The organism is Clostridium frigoris, from assembly GCF_018861865.1.
GTDB lineage: Bacteria > Bacillota > Clostridia > Clostridiales > Clostridiaceae > Clostridium_AD > Clostridium_AD frigoris.
This window is the reverse complement of sequence record NZ_JAHLDV010000032.1, coordinates 15406-37383: the sequence shown is the minus strand read 5'-3', so window position 1 is coordinate 37383 and position 21978 is coordinate 15406. Positions and strand designations below refer to the sequence as shown.

Genomic DNA, 21978 nt, shown 5'->3' with positions numbered 1-21978 from the left:
CTTAAATGCTATTTAAGAGGCTAACTATAAAAAATATACAAGGAAGTACACAATGTTAGCCTCTGAAAATAGTAAAACTTATTATTATTTTTATAAAATATTTAACTTTTTTTACGCTTGTAAAGTTGCTTGTCCGCAGCTTGAATCAATTCATCGAAGGTAAGCTTCATATCTTGCGAATAAACTGAAAAACCTAAACTAATAGCTAATTTATATGGCTTTTTAGAAATTAAATTATATTTAGTGAAATTTGAATAAATCCGTTCACCAATTTTATTGATTTCATTTTCAGTAGATTTATTTGCCGCAATAATAGTAAATTCGTCTCCCCCAATACGTGCTACAACATCGTCTACTTCACATGATTCCTTAATTAATAGTGCTGCAGTTAAAATAGCTTGATCCCCTTCCTGGTGACCATAAGTATCATTTATTTCCTTTAAACCATCTATATCGCCAAAACACATAATAACTTTACCACCTGTTATAGAGGCAGATTTATAAAGGCTACCACCGTGCATGTAAAATCCTCGCCTATTAAATATACCTGTTAACTCATCAATTACATAACTGTTTTTTAATTCCCCGTTACGCTTTTCAAGTTCAATAACTGCTAAGTTTAACTGTTCTTCTGCTTTTATTCGTTCATTAAATAACATTTGAATTTTAAGGGTACTGCTAATCTGCTCTCTAAAAGTTTCATAAACAAATTCATTGATTGCATTCATATCAAAAGCGATATACCCATAATAATCGTCACCTGTAACTAAGGGAAATAAAATTAAATCATTTCTTTTTTTTTCATAAATAAATTGATCTGGCAAAATATCGAGTGTATCTATATACTGATCCTCTGCTAGATTACCTTCGTTGTATCCTAAAATTAACTTAGATTTAGAAGGTAATGTTAAATTACTTTCTCGAAAGCTGTTTATAGGAATATCAAATACACATAAATAACATTGTTTCATTCCATACCAAGGCATAGCATCACGAATTACATCTGTTAATTCGTGAAGATTTTGTACAGAATTAAAGCCTCTCATTATATCTCTTGTGCCGATATACATTCTTTTAAAATTAAAGTGCTGTGTGGCTTCTCTTTTATTTAAAATATTACCTACCAAAACACTAGCCATATAAAATATTTCATCTGATACCCTTAAAACTTTATAACTAGTAATAGCGGTGAGAACAAAACTTCTAATAACATAAAGGGCATCATTCCAAGAATAATCAAGATTCTTTATAAAAATAGAATTGAATAAAAGGTCCTTAAATCCTTTTATAAATTGCCCTTCTACTTTTTTTGCTAATACATCACACACAAATAAGTTAATTAAGTTAATAGTAATTGCTTTATAATCTAATATGTCAATTTTACTTATGCCAAGTTCTCTCCCTATTAAAGCCCCTATATGTTGCTGGTTCTTAATTAAGTAGTTTTTTAGCTCCTCACATTCGATATAATATAGAGTATCTTTTCTTAAACTCTCTTTTAATATTAGTGGTGTTTTACTTTTTAAAATATTGTAACAACCACAAGACTCTCTTACTATTAATTTTCCCTTTAAATAAGTACAGTGAGGTACTTTCTCCCCAGCAATAATTAAGTCTATTAATTTAGCAGCCTTTGAAGCCATTTCAAAGATAGGTTGATCAATAGTTGTAAAAGAAGGAGATAAAGACCTTACTTCGTCAACGTTATCAAATCCCGTTAATGATATGTCTTTTCCTACTTCAAATCCCATTTCCTTTAAACGATAAAACACCTCAATTGCCATTTCATCGTTTGCAACTACAATAGCTTCTGGTTTTTTATTTCTTTGTACCATAAGTTCATCTATTGCAATAGCTGCTGATAATTCATGGAAATCACCTTCAACAATTAATTCCTCGTTATAGGGTATATTATGTTCTTTTAATGCGTCAGTATATCCTTCAAACCTCATTACGGCTTCAGGATTAAAAGGAGACCCTGTTATAAAAGCTATTTTAGAGTAATGATGATGCTCAATCAAGTGATTAACCATAAAATGCATACATTCCTTGTTATCAAAAATTATGCTAGGAATGTCTTTAATATCTATTCCAATACTAACCATCGGTATATCTCTATAGCGGTCTAAAAATTTAATGAATTTTTCTAAACCAATATAATTCATAAGTAGTCCTGAGCATATAATTAATCCATCTAATTTATCGGTGTTAACTAAATCATAAATAACATTCTGTTTTGCCTCATCACGAATAGTAGATTCAAGTGCTCCACCGGAAAAAAAAAGCACATCAAAATTTCTTTCAGAAGCAACAGTTCTTATGCCTTTACAAATTGGTGATTGATAGAAACCATCAAAAGAATTAATTAAAACACCTATAGTTTTTCTTCTATTTGGCAATAATTTATTCATTGATAAAATCCTCCAGTTTATTGTTAATTATTTAGTAATTAAATTAATATTACCATTTATTGTTACTATATAGCAAGGAAATTTGGCTAAGTTGCATATCAGATTTTTTAATGGTGAAAAATATATCATATATAAGTTTAGTTATCTTAATAAATAGTTAACTCTTTTATCGTCTCTATATAGGGGTAGTCATGAATATACTATTTATAATAGTACATATAAGGAGGGTATTCGGTGGGGGTACATTTAGTTAAATCGGGTGATACTGTTTGGTCAATTGCAAATAAATATGGAGTTTCACCGCAAAGTATTATTGAAGCAAATGGACTTTTGAACTCTGTGCAACTGTTTAAAGATTGGACTTTGTTTGTGCCGCTGGGGAAAAAAGATCGTATGGTGAGGGAGAATGAGAATAGAGCAGCACCAGGATCTCCAAGGTCACTATCAGTACAAAGAAATACGTTAATTAGTGTAGTGCTTTTTTGGGAGCCTGCATATGACAATGTACAAGTGAGTGGATATTACATTTTACGAAATAATATTCCGATAGGATCTACGCCAAATCGAGTTTTTGTAGATACTAATATTAAAATTGGTCAAACTTACGAGTATAAGGTAACAGCTTATACGTCAGACAAAATTTTCTCTGGTTACAGTAATAGTGCAAAAGTTAGCATTACAACGTCGACAGGCATCATCTATTGGTCAAAAGCTAACCAATATTCTGGTTACTTAAAAGGCATGGATGTTTCTTTTTATACGCCAGAATTAAATTGGAATAAAATCAAAAATGATGAAGTGAAATTTGTTTATGTTAGAGCCGGTGGTAGTGTATTAAATAGTGGATACACACCTGATTTTATGGCACAAAAACATACTCTAGGAATAAAATCTGTAGGGCTTCAAGTAGGATTCTATTATATTCCATACTGGTCTAATTTAGATTACAATTTAGATAGAGCAAATGTTGAAGCTGAAAAATATGCTGATCATATATTTAGTATTATGAAGAAGGTTGGGATTATAGGTTATGGAGATCTACTTCCTGTTTTAGATATAGAGCCGCCCCTTGGTCAAATTGATAGCGGGCTTACGGGAAAACAAATAGTCGATTGGGCTAAAGTATTTTGTGACCATTTTAAGTTATACACAGGAAGAACTATAATGATATATACAAATAGATCATTTTGGAGTGAGTGGCAAGTTACAGCTGAAATTAATAAATTAAAGAATTTACCTCTTTGGAATGCTGAGTTTTATGAATTTAGTAACTATTTGAAATTTAGTGATGATACTCCTATGAGCTTTGGTGGGTGGAGTGGATGGAATATTTGGCAATTCACGCAATCAGCAATTATTGGCGGGTATACAAACATGGATCAAAATTGGTGTCCATCACTTGATTTAATAATGCCGCCTGCCAAACCAATAAACTTGAATGGATTCAATGCCTCGAAAGGAACAGTGAATTTAAGTTGGAATAGGAACACTGAGATAGATATAAAAGGTTACAATGTTTATAAAGATGGCGTTTGGATTTCAACAAACATTAATAACTTTATTACAATAGCTAATTTAAAAGTTGGAAGAACATATATATTTAAGGTTCAAGCGCTAGACATATTTAATGATGTTTCTAGTACAGCTGTAATAAATGTGTATATATCTAAATGAGATTTAAGGTATAACATTATATAGGGTAATCTTATTTCAGATAATATAAAAACACCACACTCCTATAAGAATGTGGTGTTTTTATATTATAATCTCTTACTTAAATACTTGTTTTATAATACTATTTAGATGATGTTTCATCATCAGTAACAATATCTTTTGAGCTTTTTTTCTTATTTAAGTATTCAGATATTTTTGTTTTAGAGTCTGTTACACTACTTTTAACATCGGTAACTTTATTGTCAATGTTGTCTTTAAGTTCTGTAGTTTTTTCTTTAACATTATTTGTGATATCTTTTGATGAATTAACAATATCCTCTCTAGTTTCTTTACCAGATTTTGGAGAGAAAAGTAAACCTCCTAATAATCCACTAAGACTTCCGGCTACTGTTCCAATAGCTACTTTTTTAGCAGTTTTAATTTTTGCTTGTTTTTGTATTTCTATTTTTCTTTTTTTAAACCAATTTGAAAATATCATAATTATTTCCTCCTTAAAATTTTAAATATTTGTTATTTTTAAATAAATGAAGATTTTAATATTATTAATTTGTATCACTATATCGTCTTGGTTTACTATGTTGGAGTATACTATGATGCCTACCATATATAAAGTAAATGGTTAGCCCAAGTAACAACCAAATTATAAATCTAATCCATGTTTCTAGAGGTAATGCTGTCATTAAATAAACACAAGCCATTATAGTAAGGATAGGTATAAAAGGTACAAAAGGACATCTAAACTTTCGCTCAGCATCTGGCATAGTTTTTCTTAGTACTATAACACCGATAGATACAAGAATGAAGGCAAATAATGTACCTATATTACATAGTTTTATTATCTCCTCTAGTGGCAAAAGTCCTGCCATAATAGCAGCTATACTACCTGTAATTATTGTGCAAAGTGTAGGTGTTTTGTGAACAGGATGAACTTTTGAAAATACCTTTGGAAGTAGTCCGTCTCTTGACATAACCATAAACACTCTTATCTGTCCATAAAGCATAACAAGTAATGTTGAAATCATTCCTATAACTGCACCTGTTCCAACTAGAGCAGCTCCCCAGTTAATACCAAAGCGCTTCAATGCATCTGGAATAGCATTGTTCTGACTAATTTCTTTAAAGGGAATCATACCAGTTATAACAACTGCAACTGCAACGTAAAGTACAATTACAACTCCCAGGCAAATAGCAAGTCCACGAGGAACATCCCTTTTGGGATTTATAGTTTCTTCAGCGGCTGTCGATACTGCATCAAAACCAATATATGCAAAGAACATTATTGAAGCGCCTGCCATTACACCTTTCCATCCAAAAGGAGAAAATGGTCTATAATTAGCTACACTAATATGAAATACACCAAGTACTATAAATAAAATAATTACACCAATTTTAATTAAGACTATGACGTTATTTAGTTTTGCACTTTCTTTTATGCCTACAAATAATATCCATGTTACAAGGCCTACTATAAAAACAGCGGGTAAATCAATAATCCCACCGGCCGATGGTCCAACAGATATTGCTTTAGGTAAATCAAGTCCAGCAGAGCTTAACAGCCCTACAAAGGTTCCTGACCAACCGGAGGCAACTGCAGCGGAGGAGACTAAATATTCAAGCATTAAATCCCATCCTATAATCCAGGCTATAATCTCACCAAAAGCAATGTAGGAGTATGTATAAGTACTACCTGCAACTGGAAACATTGTAGCTAGTTCTGCATAAGTAAGGGCACAAAGTCCACTTGTTATTGCAGCTACAATAAATGATAAAACAACTGCCGGGCCTGCCATATGAGCACCAACACCTGTTGAAACAAAAATACCGGTACCAAGAACTGCACCTATCCCAAGTGCTGCAAGGTCAGTCGATGTAAGATTCTTTTTTAAATCAGTTTTCTTTGCAGCTTTAAGTTCCATTTTTAGGGACTTTTTCTTCCACATTCTCTTCCAAATAAGTTTCAAAATATTTGTCTCCTCGCATATATTATTTTTCTTTTGTTAGTAATTTTAAAAGGTTTATTCATACTTCTGTATTAATTTAAGCACTTCAATAGATGCATCGAATCTTCTCTGAACATCATCACTTTCCATAGCAGTTCTTATAGTTTCAAGGGCTGATGGTAGCATCTTTATCAAGCTTTCATGTAAATCAATATTGTCGATAGTAGTTTCCTTTTTAGATAAGAACACCTTAAATTCATCTATACGATGTTTTAGATGTGCAACATAATTTTGCGCGCCTAATGATCTTCGAACAGCTTCAGGTAAACTAGATCTACTAATAGGGTTGTCCTTGTTAATAAATTCAACTTTTCTTTGATGAGGATAACCCTCAGCTACTTTAGTTGAATCATAATAATATGGACTTGTAACTTTTGCAAGATATATCTTATCTCCATAAGGGATAATACATAGGTCACCAACCTGAATATTATTTACAAACTGGTTGATAACACCAAGCTTAACATTTGAACAGGAATAATTATTCCTAGCAAGCTCTGTAAGAAGCTTGTTTTTAGGCATACCTGTTAAGTCAATTAAGTTACTCCAACCTATTGCAATTATATCATTTTCTAAAAACTCCTTTAATCTATTAATGTTTTCAGGATTGGTTCTTACCAACCATAAATCATCAAAATCTAACAATACAAACCCTCCTATAATTTATTTATTATTACCACTATACTACAAAACCGACTAAAAAGCAACTAAACTCTACTAAAAATTACTAAACAATAACAAAACAAGGGCGGAAGGTAATTAGATGATATACGCGGGTTCTCATATATCATCCTAATAATATTATAGTCTGCAAAATATAATGCATTAAATTTATTAAAATAGTCTTTTAATATTTACTTAACTGTATCTTTATAGTATGATATGTTTAAATAAATTATTGGAGGTAAAAAAGATGAAAATAAAAAAAAGTAAATCAATGACAATAGATATGAATGTTTTACAATTAAATTGTAGAAAATTTACAACTTCAGAAATAGGACGTGGAATAGGAATTAAACCTGCTAAAAAAGGAAGAAGAAGTTACAATAGAAAGCAAAAACATCAAACTGATGAGGTTTACCATAAAACTACCTACTTAATGTAGACTATTTGCAAGTATAGTTAAAAATGTTGAGCTTGGTAAACCTATAGAAATAATTTAATAGTAAAAATAAGCAAAGTTGTACTTCGGTATGGCTTTTTTATATTATGGATTATTTTAACGAGAAAAAGGTGAGGAGTAGAAAATGGAAAGTTTGATATATAGTTTAAATGCTACATTACCAGTATTTTTTGTTATTGTAATAGGTTATGTTCTAAAACAGGTAGGGATGTTGAATGATAATTTTGTACAAGTAGCAAATACATTTAATTTTAAGGTTACACTACCCATATTATTATTTACTGATATAGCATCGACTAATATTATTAAAAATTTTGATGGAAAATATATATTGTTTTGTGCTGTAGTAACAAGTATTTGTTTTTGGACAATTTGGGTTTTAACCAAAAAAACAATGAAAGATACTTCAATGATAGGTGCATTTGTCCAAGCATCCTTTCGTGGAAGTGCAGCAATACTAGGAATTGCCTTTATTAAAAACATTTATGGTGATTCTGGAATGGCACCATTAATGATTATAGGAGCAGTTCCTTTATACAATATATATTCCGTTATTGTACTTACATTCGAAGGGGATAATAATGAAAATGGAAGGGGAAATATAAAAAAAGCATTCATTAATATTATAAAGAATCCTATTATTATTGGGATTTTACTCGGAATGTTATCACCTTTATTAAATATTAGTTTGCCTAAAATAATAGATAAAACATTACAGAATTTGGCGGTTATGGCCACGCCATTAGCGTTAGTTACAATTGGTGCTGGATTTGAAGGAAAAAAAGCATTGGCAAAAATAAAGCCTACTTTAGTAGCTAGTTTTATTAAATTAGTAGTTCAAGGGGCAATATTTCTGCCATTAGCAGCAGTTCTAGGATTCCGAGATCAAAAGCTTATTGCTTTGGTCATTATGTTGGGGTCGCCAACTACAGTAAGCTGTTATATAATGGCGAAAAATATGAATAACGACGATACTCTGACTTCTAGTATTATTGTAGTAACTACGTTGCTATCTGCATTTACATTAACAATTATAATTTTTACCTTAAAAAGTTTGAAACTTGTTACGTAAATTAATTACGTTTGGGTAATTCCAACGTAGAGAGTTTTTCTACAACGTTTTTGTTGCAAGTCCTTTGGGAGCTTGTATTTTTTATTTTGTATATTTTAGAGTTGTTGCATAAATGGTGGCATTTATGCTATTGTTTTACGAGAAAAGGCTCTACACAACTAGGTATAGGAGTGCAAAATGAAGAAATACTTGGTGAACTGGCTTATCGCATATTAATAAAGCAGCCTGAGTTAGAGAAGGGAGACTTCCCTAACTCAGGCTTATAATCATTGGTGTTGATACGGTTGCTGGATATTTTTTTCAGTAGCGTTTATTATTAATGGTTTATTTTTGTTAAATTCTCCAGCTATAGATTGCCTAATAATTTCTATTTCAGCATTAGTTATTCCAGGTACTTTCTGTTTAATTAAAGTTTCGAACATAGTCACCTTAACTTGGACTTTATCCCCAACCACTTGGGAGAGTCTACAATGTTCCTCAACCACATTCCATATATCCCATGCAATAGCTTTTGTTTCTTGATAGTTTGTAAGCCCTATTTTAGCCACCCAATATTCAGCTACCTTTGGAGCGAATTTTAATACTTCTTTACCTACATAAGCTAAAAATCCAGTTAGAAACGTGAATAGTATTGGATAAAATATTGATAAAAAATCATTCATTTAAAATTAACCTCCAAAATTATTTAATATAATCTACGGATACATAACCACCATGTATCCCAAAATAAATACTATAAAAATTGTTAACTTTTTTATCTATTTTTACTTTATCACCTTTTTTTAGTTGACCTATAACTTTATAACCTGCACCTGCGCCACTTCTAACATTTAAAACATTTGCAGTAACTATACCAGTTGTTTTTGGTGTAGCTACTGTTTTAACTATCGTTGGTACTATTTTAGGTGTTAAAAGTATAGCATCATTAAATTTATTCATATCAACATTACCAGTGATACCTCTTACAGCACCTTTGTCGGTGTATTGGTGCCCTGAATATTTGGGAGCCATAATTACTCCACCATAGTTAGCTATCCATACTGGAAGGTTCTTAACCGTACTATTAAGATTATCTCTATAAAAGTAATCTCCTGTATAAATTCCAACTTCTTTATTCTTAGATATAAGATAATCTGCAAATTCCCTTGTTACTTTACTTGCTTGTGCTATAGTCCATGTACCTTCTACATCAATAATATACTTGCAGTCAGAAACCAATCCATTGATAGAATTTAAAAAGTGTTGCGCTTGAAGGCTTGAACTACTATGTGTTAAGAAATGGTAAAAACCTATTTTAAGACCGTTAAACTTTGCTCCTTGATAATATTCTTTTAGCATTGGATTAATATATCCAGTACCTTGTGTTGCTTTAATATAGACTATATTGATACCATTACCTTTTACTTTAGCAAAATCTATAAATCCTTGATAACTTGAAACATCTATCCCATTATAATTGGACATTAATATAACACCCTCCAGTTTTATACATAATAAGAGCCTACTATCAGCAAAACCTTATTTTAAGTTGGCACTATAGTTTATGAAAATTAATATTAATCGGTTACATGTAAAATAATAATTTAAACCAATATACATATGACAAAAAAATATACCCCGCACAGAAGATAAAAAATCTGGTTTGCGGGATACAAATTGCTTTAATTTATAAATCAAGATTAACTATAGTTCTACCTTTATGGTTACCGCTTAATATCATATCTATTTTTTCACTTAATTCATTAAGTGATACTTCATCAACATTAGCATCTAAATTATCAGGTTTCCAATCTGAGGATAGTTTATCCCAAATTTTAAGCCTAATATCCATAGGACAGTTAACAGAATCAATTCCTAGCAATGAAATCCCTTTTAAGATAAAAGGATAGACTGAACTTGAAAATTGATCGGAAGAAATATTTCCACAGCAGGTAACGCTACCTCCATAGTTAGTAGATTTAATTGCTGTAGATAACATATTACCACCTACAGTATCTATTACTCCAGCCCATCTACTCTTTAAAAGTGCTCTTCCAGAATTGTCATCTAAGTCCTTCCTATCGACTATATGTTTAGCACCAATTCCAAGTAGCATTTCTTTTTCAGAAGATTTTCCTGTGGCAGCTGTGACATTGTAACCGATCTTAGTTAATATTGAAATTGCGGTGCTACCAACACCACCGGTAGATCCCGTTACTAATATATCACCATCACTAGGTTTAACACCTGAGTTAAGTAGTTTATAAATGGATAGTGCAGCAGTGAATCCAGCAGTACCAAATATCATACTCTCTCTTAGTGTAAGGTGGTCTGGAAGATTTACAACCCATTTAGCAGGAACTCTAATATATTCTGCATAACCTCCGAATGTACCCATACCTAAATCATAGCCTGTTACAAGCACCTTATCGTTAACTTTAAAATTACTATTATAGCTTTCAACTACAATGCCTGCAGCATCTATTCCTGGAGTGTGTGGATAAACTCTAGTTACTCCTTTATTGCCAGTGGCAGAAAGAGCGTCCTTATAGTTAAGTGAAGAATATTTTACACTTATTAGTACATCACCTTCAGGTAAATCATCAATTTGTCTATTTACAATTTGTCTTACAAATTCCTTTTTTTCTGTTTCTGATACTAACATTGCTCTAAACTTAGTATTATCCATTTTCGACTCCTTTTCAAAATATAGATTTATGTAAAATTAATCATATTAAAATATGTACTTGATTTTAAAATGCATTTTTTTATTTGATTTACCGATACTAAATATAAGTTACCCACTAAGTTACTAACTTATGCTTAGTAACAAACACTTTAGTCACCTCAGTCACAGATTTTATTTGTTAGCAAATTTATTTACCATAAAATATAAAATAAAAGGAGGCACCTATTGAAATGATTTTTATCATTTTGAGATACCGCCAGTTTAACAATTAATGGTTGTTGTTTTCTGATATTTAGGGTGCTATATATGTAAGATAAATTATTTATATTAAAGTTCTCTATACTTTGTTTTTTTACATTTAGGACAGGGAGGTAAAGTATCAGTAGTATCATCTAATATTACTTTTTGACCGCAAATTTTACAAACATATTTGCCATTCCCAGGTTTTTCACCAGTTGAGTATATCATATATAATTCTCCTCTTCTTTTTATTTATATTATTATTAATATAATTTTAGCATAGTAGAATTGTTTTAACAATACTAGACGCTGAAGTGGTAATAGCTTTACTAGTTTAAGTTATTTATATCCTAAAATCAGATAAAAATTACACAAAATGAATAATTCATTGAAACCGAGTTCAATAGATGATAAAATGAAATAAAAATTCCATGCTATTATATATTTAATTTTTTTATTTTAGTTAGTTGGAATTGATATAGAAAGGGTTGGCTAATTATGGAAAATAACAGACAAGATTTGATGAGAACTATTCAAATTAAATTACCACGTTTAAGTAAAGGTCAAAAACTGATAGCCGAATATATTCTAAAGCACTATGATAAAGCAGCGTTTATGACAGCTGATAAATTAGGTGATAGTATAGGAGTAAGTGAATCAACTGTTGTAAGATTTGCAAGTGAGTTAGGATTTAGTGGGTATCCTAAACTACAAAAATCTCTTCAACAATTAATTAGAAACAAATTAACAACTGTGCAAAGAATCGAATTATCTAATGATTACATAACTCAAGAAAATGCACTAAGGAGTGTATTAAAAGCTGATATGGAAAATATTAAGACTACTTTGGAAAGTATAAATTATCAAACTTTTGAGGATATAGTTAATTCACTATTTAAAGCTAGAAAAATATATATAATTGGACTGAGAGACTCATCTTCATTAGCTGAATTCTTAGGTTTTTATTTAAATCTTATTTTAGATAATGTTAAGGTGGTTGCATATGGCGTTAGTGATATATTCGAGCAGTTGCTTAATGTAAATGAACAAGACATAGTGATTGGGATAGGTTTTCCTAGATATACGATGAGAACAATTGAAGCTTTAGACTTTGCTAAAAGTAAAAATGCTAATATTATAGTAATTACAGATAGTTTATTATCTCCATTAGCACAAAACGCTAATCACACGTTAATAGCACAAAGTAACATGACTTCCTTTGTGGACTCATTAGTAGCACCACTTAGTGTAATAAATGCATTGATCATAGCTGTTGGATTAAGAGAAAAAGAAAAGATTTCAAGTACGTTTTCTACTTTAGAGAACATATGGGAAGAATATAAAGTTTACAAATAAAAGTATGTTAAATAAAAGTATATATAGGAAGGAAGTATTTAATGATTTATTCTTTAGAGAATTCAACAATTAAAATAACAGCTAGTACTCGTGGAGCAGAACTACATTCTATAACTGGGAAAAAAGAAGGAACACAGTATCTTTGGAATGGAGATGCAAAATACTGGAAGTATCATTCGCCAATTCTGTTTCCGATTGTAGGAAACCTAGTAGATTCAAAATATAGGATTGATAAAAAAACATATGAATTACCATCTCATGGGTTGGGTAGAATATCAGATTTTAAATTTGTAGCACAAACTAATAATTCAATAACTTTTGAACTAAAGTATTCTGAGGAAACTATGAAAAGATATCCATTTAAATTTTCTTTACATATTAACTATACAATTGAAGGAAATACAGTTAAGGTAACGTATAATGTTATAAATTTAGATGATAAGGATATGTCATTTTCAATAGGTGCACATCCTGCATTTATGTGTCCTATTGAAAAAAATGAAAAATTAGAAGATTATTATCTTAAATTTAATAAGAAAGAAACAAGCGATAGAATGGAAATAACTAAAGATGGTTATTATTCACATAAGAGAAAAGAAGGTTTAAAGGATACTGATATCATGATTTTATCAAAAGATTTATTTAAAGACGATGCCTTAGTATTTGATGATTTAAAATCTGATAAAATAACTATAAAATCAAAAAATCATGAGAAGTCCGTATCTGTGGAATTCAAAGGATTTCCTTATATGGGAATATGGGCTCCAAAAAGGGGAGCACCATTTTTATGTATAGAACCTTGGTTTGGACATGCTGATTATGAAGATTTTACTGGCGAATTTAAAGAGAAAGAGGGCTCAATTGAATTAAATAGTGGACAAGAGTTTAAATATAGTTATAAGATATCTATTGTAGAATAATACATGATTATTAAAGCCTCAATAACTAAAATTATTGAGGCTTTTGTTGATTGTTTATTAAAAACAGTTGATTTAGTTAATATAAAAACCACACTCCTATAAAAATATAGGAGTGTGGTTTTTTAAAATATGAATTTTATTATTTTAGGTATCTAAATTAATGTATTGAATTCTATAATTATGCCTCTAAATGTGTTTCAGAAATCTTTATATCAGTGTGAGCATTTTTATCATCGTGATTCATGAAAGCATTAAGTACTACTGCAACTATGGAGGAAGAAACTATTCCACTACTAAATATAGATTTAAAAATTGTAGGTGTTTGGTCAAATAAGTTAGGTACAGCAGTAATTCCAAGTCCTATCCCAATAGAACAGGCAACAACTAACATATTTGAATTTCTGTTAAAATCTACTTTTGCAAGCATTTGTATTCCAGCTACTGCAACCATTGCAAACATAATAGTTGTAGCTCCACCAATAACTGGTTGAGGAACAATTGTAGCTAAGGCTGCAAATTTAGGAATTAAGCCAAGCGCAATAAGAATGATACCAGAAGCGATAACAACAAAACGGCTCACTACTTTGCTAAGTGCCAAAAGTCCTAAATTTTGATTGAATGTGGTATAAGGAAAGGAATTAAATATGCCACCTAAAAATGTTGCAATTCCTTCTGCACGAAGTCCACGTACAATATCTTTTTGTGTAATATCTTTTCCACAGACTTTACCTATACCAAGGTATGTTCCTGTTGATTCAATCATTACTACAAGCATTACAAAACTCATCATAATGATTGAACCTAGATCAAATTTAGGCATACCAAAGTTAAAAGGATGTACAAAACTTATCCATTTAGCATTAGTGACTTGTGAAAAATCAACCATTCCCATAAATGAGGCAACCATAGTGCCTAAAATTATACCAGTTAAAACAGAGATTGCTTGAAGAAATCCTTTAAAGAATTTATTGGAAAGTAGAACAATGACCATTACAAAGGCACCAAGTAAAAGATTACGTACACTTCCAAAATCTTTTGAGCCCGCACCTCCACCAATGCTAGTCACACCAACATTGATCAAAGAAAGCCCAATCATAGTAACCACAGTACCTGTTACTATAGTAGGAAAAAATTTTAATATTTTACCATACAATGGTGCAATAAGTACAACGATAATTGCGGCAACCATTATCGAACCATATGCTGTTTGCATTCCCAAGTTTTTTCCTATAATAATTATTGGGCCAACAGCTGCAAAGGTGCATCCTAAAATAGCCGGCAATCTAATTCCAACATATGATCCTATTCCAATTGCTTGTAGTAATGTTGCAATGCCACAAGTAAATAAGTCAGCAGCTATTAAAAGTGAAAGCTCAGCTGGCGACAAACCCACAGCATTACCAATAATTAATGGTACAGCAACCGCACCTGCATACATTGCTAGGACATGCTGAAGGCCTAGCGTGGCAAGTTGACCAATTGGAAGCATTTCATTTACTTTGTCTATCTTTGAAATGTCTACATTTTTTACTTTTGACATGGATATAACCCCCTAATAAGATATGAATTTTTAATGTTAAAAGAGTGTATTGTTTACACATTAGCTACATGGCAATAACAAAAACGTTAATCTCTCCACCTTCATTCTAATTAATTAGGCTGATTTTATTATAGTAAAGGAATGTTAAATTTACAATTAATTAATAAAATGAATATATTTGTAAACTAAATTTTTATTTGAATGTGCTAAGGTTATTAATTATAGACGAATTAGATTCCATTGCTTTCAAGAAAGTCCCGAAGTAAATTCATGCATACAGTTTTTCTATATTCAGCAGAAATTCTACCTCTTATAGGAACAATCTCATGATCATATTTTTTAAGATAATCTTCTTTTACAATCTTTGCTTCTTCAATAGTTTTGCCAGAAAGCATAACATCGATATCAGCTCGTCTTATGATAACATCACTTACTGCACCAAATGCAGTAGAGCAGTTAGTAATTTTACCATTTTCTACATTAAGAACTCCAGCAAAAGATACCCTCGCAATTGCCAAAGCATTTCTTGCACCAACCTTCTTATAATAATAATTATTAAGACCTGTTTTACTCATAAGAATTTCAACAAGTAGTTCATCAGAATGCATGCAAGTCCTTTTTCTACCTAGATAAAACTCAGTAATTGGAATTACACGTTCACCTTTGTTACTTACAAGACGTAATTTAGAGTTCGCGGCGAAAAGTATTAGAGCACTGTCAGCCTTAGCAGACCCATTACAGATATTTCCACCAATAGTACCTAAGTTACGGATTGCAGGTGCTGCAATTTCAGCTGATGCTTCCTTTAGAATATTTGGTACAAGGTTACTTTCAATAATATCAGTAAAGCTGCAGGCAGCTCCAATGCGAATATATTCTTCATCTTCTACAATATTCTTCATCTCAGTTATTTTATTAAGAAACAAATATGTTACATTTTCATCAGGTTTAATCATTAAATCCGTACCTCCAGCGTAGGGAGTAACAACTTCATTTGCAAGGATGTTTAATGCTAATTCAAGTGATGTTGGTAGATATTTATTTACCATAATCCTTTCCCCTCCTTTGCTGCAATACCAATTGCATTAACTATTGCATTATATCCGGTGCATCTACAGAGATTTCCAGAAATTCCATCACGAATATCTGCTTCAGTAGGATTTGGATTTTTGACAAGTATACATTCAGAAGCTAGTATCATACCAGGAATACAAAATCCACATTGGACAGCACTAACAGAGGAATATGCGCTACTAAGAACATCAAAACGCTTTGTTTCGCGATAGCCTTCAATGGTAATAACAGTACAACCTTCTATGCTACCCACAGCTACCATGCAAGAGTTAACTAATTTCCCATCAAGAATGACAGAACAGGCACCGCATTCTCCCTCTTTACAGCCACATTTTACTCCAGTTATGTGAAACTCATTTCGAAGTACATCTAGCAATCTCTGATTTGCATTGGCAATGGATGTAATTTCTTTTCCATTAAGAATAAACTTTATCATTATTTAAGCCCCCTTTGCAGTACTTTCATGGTATCTTCCGTTGTAAATGGAGCTTTATATAGGTTTTCACAAAGTGCATTTTCCATTGCTTCAACATAAGCTGGAGCAGCGCCAACGAGAGGAAGTTCTCCTGCACCTTTTGCTCCATATGGGCCATGGGTATATGGATTATTCATTATTTCAGTCACAAGATTTGGTACATCAACGGATGTTGGTATTGTATAATCACTTAGATTATTATTACGAATCATACCTTTATCATTGTAATCCATTTGTTCCATAGAGGAATAACCAATACCTTGAAGGAATCCACCTTGCATCTGACCGAGTATTATATTCATATCAATTGGAACACCAACATCAAAAATACCCCATGCTCCAAGAATTTCTGTAGTGGCTGTAAGTGTGTCTACTTTTACTTCAATAACATTTACAGACCATGAATAGGTTGGATATGCATCTCCTGTGAATTTTTCCATACTAAAAGGAATTACAAAATCAGGTTCAACAAAATGCTCTTCTATAATTTGTTCTTCTCCAGCTTTCCATTCCTTCTTAAGTCTCGTGGCGGCACGCTTAAGTAATTCTCCAACGGTCATTAGCGAGCGGCTTGCAACAGTTGGACCTGAATTGGGCACAAGATCTGTATCTGGATTAATATTTAATACCCTATCATAAGAAATGCCAAGGGTGTCCGCAACAATTTTACAGAAGGTAGTTTTTAAGCCTTGACCAATATCTGCGTTGCTTGCTAAAATGTCTACTGTATCATCCTTATTTTTCCTAATTTTTGCAACAGCCTTAATGAGGTCTCTCTCTCCACTACCAGTAAAACCACATCCATGATAATACATAGACAGACCAATACCCTTGCGGTATCTACCAGTTTGATTTTTATATAACTCTCGTTTTGCACGGTAATCAGTAAGAACATCAATTCGCTCTATCATTTCAGGTAGTGGGACATGAAAATGATACTTGCCACTTGTAGATGTAGAATCATATTGTTTAACCATATACTTTTCTTTAAGTTTAAGTGAATCAATACCCATTTTTTTCGAGATATGATCCATAATCATTTCTACTGCAAAGAATGTTTGAGGTGCGCCAAAACCACGATATGCTCCGCAAGGTACAGTATTTGTTTTCATAGCACGCCCAGCAACACGAAGATTATCTATGCGGTATACACCATTTGCACAAATCAAACCACGTTGCAGAACAACAGCTGAAAGTGTGGTATATGCTCCGCCATTAAACATAACATCAACATCCATACCAGTAATTTCGTTGTCTTTAATAGCTACCTTATATGTGCTAATAGATGGATGACGTTTTGAGGTATATTCCATATCTTCTCGTCTATCAAAAATTATTTTAACTGGTTTGTTTGCTTTTTTTGCGGCTACAGCAATTTGACAAGCTAGAATTGATGGAAACGCTTCTTTGCCACCGAATCCACCACCAGTAACATCTTGAATAATTTGAACATCCTTGTCTTCATAACCCATTGCTTTGGAAACTGCACCTTTTATATAATAGGGGCACTGCATAGAACCACGTACAGTAATTCTTCCATCATGAGGATAAGCAATCATACCTTGTGTTTCAAGATATGCCTGTTCTTGGTAACCAGTTTGAAAAGTTTCGATGAAAACATGATCAGCTTCTTTTAATGCATTATCTATATCTCCTTTTTCAAAGTTGTAATTGAAAAAAATTGTATCAGATTTAAACATGTCAAGAATTGGTACTAGTTCTTCATAGACAACAACAATTTCATTTAATATTCTATCAACTTCTTTAAAAACTGGACCGACAACCATCAAAATCGGATCACCAACATACTCTACTGTATCATTGGCAAAAACAGGAGTATCATCAAGAACTATATGAACAAGGTTTATACCTGGTACGTCATTTTTGTCAACAATAAAATAACCCTTTGGTAATTCCGGAAGAATAATATTTGTTATACGTGCCTTTGCCTTTGCGGAATGTAATAGTCTGCCATAATTCATATCCTCCATAACTTGATCATCTACATAAAGTGCACGACCGCTTATTTTTGTATCATGGTCTTTTTTCTTTACAGAATTACTAATAGCTTCCATTTGATTCCTCCTATACATTTAATTAATAGGCATTTGTATAAACACCTCAAACTTTATAATTACGTTTACTATCCATGTAGTTTACCAATTTTTCATAATCTGCTTTTGTGTCCGCATCAATCATGCAGCCGTAGTCATCTACAGGAACTGTTTCTATTTTATTTTTAAAAAATTGCCATACTTCGCGAAGACCGCCTTCTCCTTCAAACTGAAGTATATAATCTATACACCTATGTGAAACCAAGGGTGGGTGTTTACGGTGTCCATCAATAGTAGGAAATACTACCATAGCATTACTCTTTACCATGGTCTCTTTCACCTTAAGAAAAGTTTTAGTATCAACGGCTGGCATATCTCCTGGAAGAAGATAAAATGCATCACATGTATTAAGAGCATTAATCCCAATTTTTGCAGATGCTAACATATCTGTTTTTGAATATTTTAGGTTATGTGTAAATACTAATTGAGATTTATTATATTTACTTCTCAGTAGAACTTCAACTTCTTCCCCTCGATATCCTAATACAATAATAACTTGATTTACACCAGAATAGAGCATACTATCAACGCTGTGCTCAATCATAGTTTTACCATCCAACTTTAAAAGTGGTTTAAAGTCTCCCATACGACTTGATAAACCAGCAACTAGTATAATACCATTAATTTCCAATTGCATACCACCCTTTCTAAATAGGTAATTACTATGACGATATCTATTCTATATTATTTATTCTTTGACTTTTTATAAAATGTATCTTTTAATGGTAGTTCTGTACGAAATTTACCATCTAATCTGTAATAAGCATGTGAACATGCCGGAGCGGTTGGAATCAAACATAATTCTCCACAACCTTTTGCACCATAAGTTTCAGGAATTTTTCCTTTAGCATGTACAAGAATAACCTCAAGTTCTGGAGCAGCATTTGCTCTCATAAGGCCTAATGTACCTAATTTGGTTTTTGGATAACCTCCTTCAACTTTAAAATCCTCAGTCATTGCATATCCAAGGCCCATTACAATGCCACCTTCAATTTGTCCCTCAACAGATTGTATATTAACTGGTGTTCCAACATCAAATGCCGCAACCACTTTTTCAACTTTACCATCCTTATTTAGGATAACAACCTGAGCTCCATAACTATAACTTACATGGCTAATTGGATTCTCTTTTATAGCACCCATACGATCTGTCTTTGCAGAATATTCTCCATAAAATTCATGTCCATCTAAATCACTAAGCGTTAATCCCTTATCTAATTCTACTTTCAATTTTTCAGACCCTCGCCTTATAGCTTCGCCAGTCATTACAGTCTGCCTAGAGGCAGTACTAGTTCCTGCATTAGGGGTACGAACAGTATCCGCTCTTTCGTGGATAATAAGAGCAGGATCTAAGCCAGTTGTTTCACAAAGCACAGTAGTGCACATCATTGCAATACCTTGACCCATACATGCTGCAGAGGTTCGAATATGAACTTTACCGTCCTCAACGGATAAAATGCAACGCCCAATATCCTTGTTACCTACACCTGTTCCGCTGTTTTTTGATGCTATAGCAAGACCTGCATATGGACTTGATTCGTATACATCCTTAATAGCCTCCAAACATTCTGCCATAGCAACACTTTCATCTGCTATTTGACCATTTGGTAATACTTGACCAGGTCGTATTGCATTACGATAACGAATTTCCCAAGGCGTAATACCTACCATTTCTGCCAGTAGGTTAATATTATTTTCAGTAGCAAAGCAACTTTGTGTTGCACCAAATCCTCTGAAAGCACCACTAACAACATTATTGGTATAAACTGACATGCCTAGAATATCAATGTTTTGGTAATTATATGGCCCAGCTGCATGTGTGCATGCTCTCTCTAATACAGGTCCACCAAGAGATGCATATGCACCTGTATCCGCTATAATAAAACCTTTCATTGCTGTTAAGTAACCGTTCTCATCACAGGCTAGAGTAAACTCCATGTCCATTGGATGACGTTTAGTATGATAATCTAAACTTTCTTGTCTTGTGAATTTGATTTTAACTGGTTTTTTAGTATGCCATGCCATTAATGCTGCATGGTGTTGAACACTCATATCTTCCTTGCCACCAAAACCACCTCCAACAAGTTGGGAATGACAATGTACTTTATCCTTAGGAATTTGAAGCATATTTGATATTTCACGTTGTTCATCATACACAGACTGTGAACCAGAGTATAGCAAAATTCCATCTTTTCCTTCAGGCATAGCAATTGCACACTCAGGTTCCATAAATCCATGTTCCTGAGGGGGCGTTTGATATTTTTTTGTTGCTACATATTTAGAATTTTTAATTGCCTCTGCTGCATTCCCACGTTGAAGAATAGCACGGCTCATAATATTGCCATCAGCATGAATTAAAGGTGAATCTGCCTTTAAAGCATCAGTTGGTGAGGTAACCGGTTTCAATTCAGTGTAGTCAACTTCAACCAATTGACATACTTCGTCAAGTTTATCTTTATGGTATGTTGCTACGAGTGCCAGTGCATCTCCTACATACCTGGTAGTTTCACCTTCAGCCATAAGTACATCCCAGTCTTGCTTTATATGCCCAATAAAATTGTTGGGAACATCCTTAGCTAGTAGAATTTTCACACAGTCTGGGTGAGACGCAGCTTTGCTAATATCAATCTTGTTTATAATAGCTCTTGGATATTTAGAATGAACGGCTTTTGCATAAATCATACCAGGTAACTCAATGTCATCTACAAAAATTCCTGTTCCATTTATTTTTTCAGCTGCATCAACACGTTTAAATCTTTGTGCCATTTTCAATTCACTTGCAGAGGGTGGTATTTGAAGATCTTCTCTTATATATTTTGCTGACATTAAAATAGCTTCTTCAATTTTCTTATAACCAGTACAACGACAGATGTTACCATTAATTGCTTTTTTAACATCTGTTCTTGTTGGATTTAAATTAACATCGAGTAATGATTTTGCACAAATTATCATTCCTGGAATGCAAAATCCACACTGAACTGCACCAGCCTGCGCAAAACAATGTTCATAAACTTCTTTTTCGCGAGGAGTTAATCCTTCAACAGTTAGAATATGTTTTCCTACAAATCTTGAAACCTTTTGTACACAAGCTTTCACCGCTTTTCCATCTATTAAAACAGTACATGTTCCACATACTCCTTCACTGCATCCATCTTTTGCAGAAGTAATTCTTAAATCATCTCTTAAATAAGACAATAAAGGTTTGTCAGTATTACAAACTGAAATTTTACCATTGACATTTAAGGTAAACATAAATAACCTCCCATTTACAATAAATTACTAATTTGTTATTAGATTTATTATAAAGCAGA

19 protein-coding genes are annotated in these 21978 nt (G+C 32.4%); 5 read left to right on the top strand and 14 right to left on the bottom strand.

The features are described 5' to 3' along the window. Positions 1–101: 101 nt before the first annotated feature. Positions 102–2411, bottom strand: a complete 2310-nt coding sequence (locus KPL37_RS13050; protein ID WP_216150051.1) for a GGDEF domain-containing protein — start codon at positions 2409–2411, stop codon at positions 102–104. A gap of 234 nt (positions 2412–2645) precedes the next feature. Between KPL37_RS13050 and KPL37_RS20270 the strand changes: the two genes are divergently transcribed. Further along, positions 2646–4085, top strand: coding sequence for a GH25 family lysozyme (locus KPL37_RS20270; protein ID WP_216150049.1), 1440 nt, complete (start codon positions 2646–2648; stop codon positions 4083–4085). 121 nt (positions 4086–4206) lie between these two features. On the opposite strand, the gene KPL37_RS13040 is transcribed toward KPL37_RS20270, so the two are convergent. The 3 genes from KPL37_RS13040 to KPL37_RS13030 form a co-directional block, all read right to left on the bottom strand. Then, a complete protein-coding gene (locus tag KPL37_RS13040) occupies positions 4207–4563 on the bottom strand; it encodes a YtxH domain-containing protein (RefSeq protein WP_216150047.1) in 357 nt (118 codons plus the stop codon). Between the two features lie 64 nt (positions 4564–4627). Further along, the gene (locus tag KPL37_RS13035; RefSeq protein WP_216150059.1) at positions 4628–6025 is read right to left on the bottom strand and encodes an amino acid permease; all 1398 of its coding nucleotides are present in this window, start codon (positions 6023–6025) and stop codon (positions 4628–4630) included. Between the two features lie 75 nt (positions 6026–6100). Next, positions 6101–6730: a hypothetical protein gene (locus KPL37_RS13030; protein ID WP_216150045.1), complete on the bottom strand. Its 630-nt coding sequence runs from the start codon at positions 6728–6730 to the stop codon at positions 6101–6103. Positions 6731–6998: 268 nt separating this feature from the next. Here KPL37_RS13030 and KPL37_RS13025 point away from each other — a divergent pair, with 268 nt between their 5' ends. Then, positions 6999–7190 carry a hypothetical protein gene (locus tag KPL37_RS13025; RefSeq protein ID WP_216123886.1) on the top strand — a complete coding sequence of 64 codons (192 nt, stop codon included), beginning with the start codon at positions 6999–7001 and terminating at the stop codon, positions 7188–7190. 142 nt (positions 7191–7332) lie between these two features. After that, positions 7333–8280 (top strand): AEC family transporter, encoded by a 948-nt coding sequence (locus KPL37_RS13020; protein WP_216150043.1) that lies wholly within the window; start codon positions 7333–7335, stop codon positions 8278–8280. Between the two features lie 266 nt (positions 8281–8546). On the opposite strand, the gene KPL37_RS13015 is transcribed toward KPL37_RS13020, so the two are convergent. From KPL37_RS13015 to KPL37_RS13000, 4 genes are all read right to left on the bottom strand, one after another. Further along, the gene (locus KPL37_RS13015; RefSeq protein WP_216150041.1) at positions 8547–8942 is read right to left on the bottom strand and encodes a hypothetical protein; all 396 of its coding nucleotides are present in this window, start codon (positions 8940–8942) and stop codon (positions 8547–8549) included. Between the two features lie 19 nt (positions 8943–8961). Further along, complete coding sequence (locus KPL37_RS13010; protein WP_216150039.1) at positions 8962–9744, bottom strand: GH25 family lysozyme; 783 nt, start codon at positions 9742–9744, stop codon at positions 8962–8964. A 202-nt stretch (positions 9745–9946) separates the two neighbouring features. Continuing rightward, positions 9947–10948, bottom strand: a complete 1002-nt coding sequence (locus KPL37_RS13005; RefSeq protein ID WP_216150037.1) for a YhdH/YhfP family quinone oxidoreductase — start codon at positions 10946–10948, stop codon at positions 9947–9949. Between the two features lie 327 nt (positions 10949–11275). After that, positions 11276–11416 carry a zinc ribbon-containing protein gene (locus KPL37_RS13000; RefSeq protein WP_246578276.1) on the bottom strand — a complete coding sequence of 47 codons (141 nt, stop codon included), beginning with the start codon at positions 11414–11416 and terminating at the stop codon, positions 11276–11278. 270 nt (positions 11417–11686) lie between these two features. Between KPL37_RS13000 and KPL37_RS12995 the strand changes: the two genes are divergently transcribed. Together KPL37_RS12995 and KPL37_RS12990 are read left to right on the top strand one after the other, a co-directional pair. Further along, on the top strand, positions 11687–12544 hold the full coding sequence (locus KPL37_RS12995; protein WP_216150035.1) for a MurR/RpiR family transcriptional regulator: 858 nt from the start codon (positions 11687–11689) through the stop codon (positions 12542–12544). 41 nt (positions 12545–12585) lie between these two features. Next, entirely contained in the window at positions 12586–13464 is an 879-nt protein-coding gene (locus KPL37_RS12990; protein ID WP_216150033.1) for an aldose 1-epimerase family protein, read from the top strand. Between the two features lie 178 nt (positions 13465–13642). On the opposite strand, the gene KPL37_RS12985 is transcribed toward KPL37_RS12990, so the two are convergent. The 6 genes from KPL37_RS12985 to xdh form a co-directional block, all read right to left on the bottom strand. Further along, complete coding sequence (locus KPL37_RS12985) at positions 13643–15004, bottom strand: nucleobase:cation symporter-2 family protein (protein WP_216150031.1); 1362 nt, start codon at positions 15002–15004, stop codon at positions 13643–13645. Positions 15005–15234: 230 nt separating this feature from the next. Beyond that, positions 15235–16053 carry an FAD binding domain-containing protein gene (locus tag KPL37_RS12980; protein ID WP_216150029.1) on the bottom strand — a complete coding sequence of 273 codons (819 nt, stop codon included), beginning with the start codon at positions 16051–16053 and terminating at the stop codon, positions 15235–15237. After that, positions 16047–16514: a (2Fe-2S)-binding protein gene (locus KPL37_RS12975; protein ID WP_216150027.1), complete on the bottom strand. Its 468-nt coding sequence runs from the start codon at positions 16512–16514 to the stop codon at positions 16047–16049. The genes KPL37_RS12980 and KPL37_RS12975 overlap by 7 nt, the downstream gene beginning before the upstream one ends. Continuing rightward, a complete protein-coding gene (locus KPL37_RS12970) occupies positions 16514–18628 on the bottom strand; it encodes a xanthine dehydrogenase family protein molybdopterin-binding subunit (RefSeq protein ID WP_216150026.1) in 2115 nt (704 codons plus the stop codon). Before KPL37_RS12970 ends, KPL37_RS12975 begins: the two co-directional genes overlap by 1 nt. A 46-nt stretch (positions 18629–18674) precedes the next feature. Beyond that, positions 18675–19298, bottom strand: coding sequence for a nucleotidyltransferase family protein (locus KPL37_RS12965; RefSeq protein WP_216150025.1), 624 nt, complete (start codon positions 19296–19298; stop codon positions 18675–18677). A gap of 53 nt (positions 19299–19351) precedes the next feature. Then, on the bottom strand, positions 19352–21919 hold the full coding sequence (gene xdh, locus KPL37_RS12960) for a selenium-dependent xanthine dehydrogenase (RefSeq protein WP_216150024.1): 2568 nt from the start codon (positions 21917–21919) through the stop codon (positions 19352–19354). Positions 21920–21978: the final 59 nt, after the last annotated feature.

Excerpts from the sequence above, each read along its gene's own strand:
- KPL37_RS12990 (WP_216150033.1), top strand. The coding sequence starts at position 12,586 with ATGATTTATTCTTTAGAGAATTCAACAATTAAAATAACAGCTAGTACT.
- KPL37_RS13050 (WP_216150051.1), bottom strand. The coding sequence starts at position 2,411 with ATGAATAAATTATTGCCAAATAGAAGAAAAACTATAGGTGTTTTAATT.
- KPL37_RS13010 (WP_216150039.1), bottom strand. The coding sequence starts at position 9,744 with ATGTCCAATTATAATGGGATAGATGTTTCAAGTTATCAAGGATTTATA.
- KPL37_RS13035 (WP_216150059.1), bottom strand. The coding sequence starts at position 6,025 with ATGTGGAAGAAAAAGTCCCTAAAAATGGAACTTAAAGCTGCAAAGAAA.
- KPL37_RS12975 (WP_216150027.1), bottom strand. The coding sequence starts at position 16,514 with ATGATAAAGTTTATTCTTAATGGAAAAGAAATTACATCCATTGCCAAT.
- KPL37_RS12985 (WP_216150031.1), bottom strand. The coding sequence starts at position 15,004 with ATGTCAAAAGTAAAAAATGTAGACATTTCAAAGATAGACAAAGTAAAT.
- KPL37_RS12970 (WP_216150026.1), bottom strand. The coding sequence starts at position 18,628 with ATGGAAGCTATTAGTAATTCTGTAAAGAAAAAAGACCATGATACAAAA.
- KPL37_RS13000 (WP_246578276.1), bottom strand. The coding sequence starts at position 11,416 with ATGATATACTCAACTGGTGAAAAACCTGGGAATGGCAAATATGTTTGT.
- KPL37_RS13025 (WP_216123886.1), top strand. The coding sequence starts at position 6,999 with ATGAAAATAAAAAAAAGTAAATCAATGACAATAGATATGAATGTTTTA.
- KPL37_RS12980 (WP_216150029.1), bottom strand. The coding sequence starts at position 16,053 with ATGGTAAATAAATATCTACCAACATCACTTGAATTAGCATTAAACATC.
- KPL37_RS13015 (WP_216150041.1), bottom strand. The coding sequence starts at position 8,942 with ATGAATGATTTTTTATCAATATTTTATCCAATACTATTCACGTTTCTA.
- KPL37_RS12995 (WP_216150035.1), top strand. The coding sequence starts at position 11,687 with ATGGAAAATAACAGACAAGATTTGATGAGAACTATTCAAATTAAATTA.
- KPL37_RS13005 (WP_216150037.1), bottom strand. The coding sequence starts at position 10,948 with ATGGATAATACTAAGTTTAGAGCAATGTTAGTATCAGAAACAGAAAAA.
- xdh (WP_216150024.1), bottom strand. The coding sequence starts at position 21,919 with ATGTTTACCTTAAATGTCAATGGTAAAATTTCAGTTTGTAATACTGAC.
- KPL37_RS13040 (WP_216150047.1), bottom strand. The coding sequence starts at position 4,563 with ATGATATTTTCAAATTGGTTTAAAAAAAGAAAAATAGAAATACAAAAA.
- KPL37_RS13020 (WP_216150043.1), top strand. The coding sequence starts at position 7,333 with ATGGAAAGTTTGATATATAGTTTAAATGCTACATTACCAGTATTTTTT.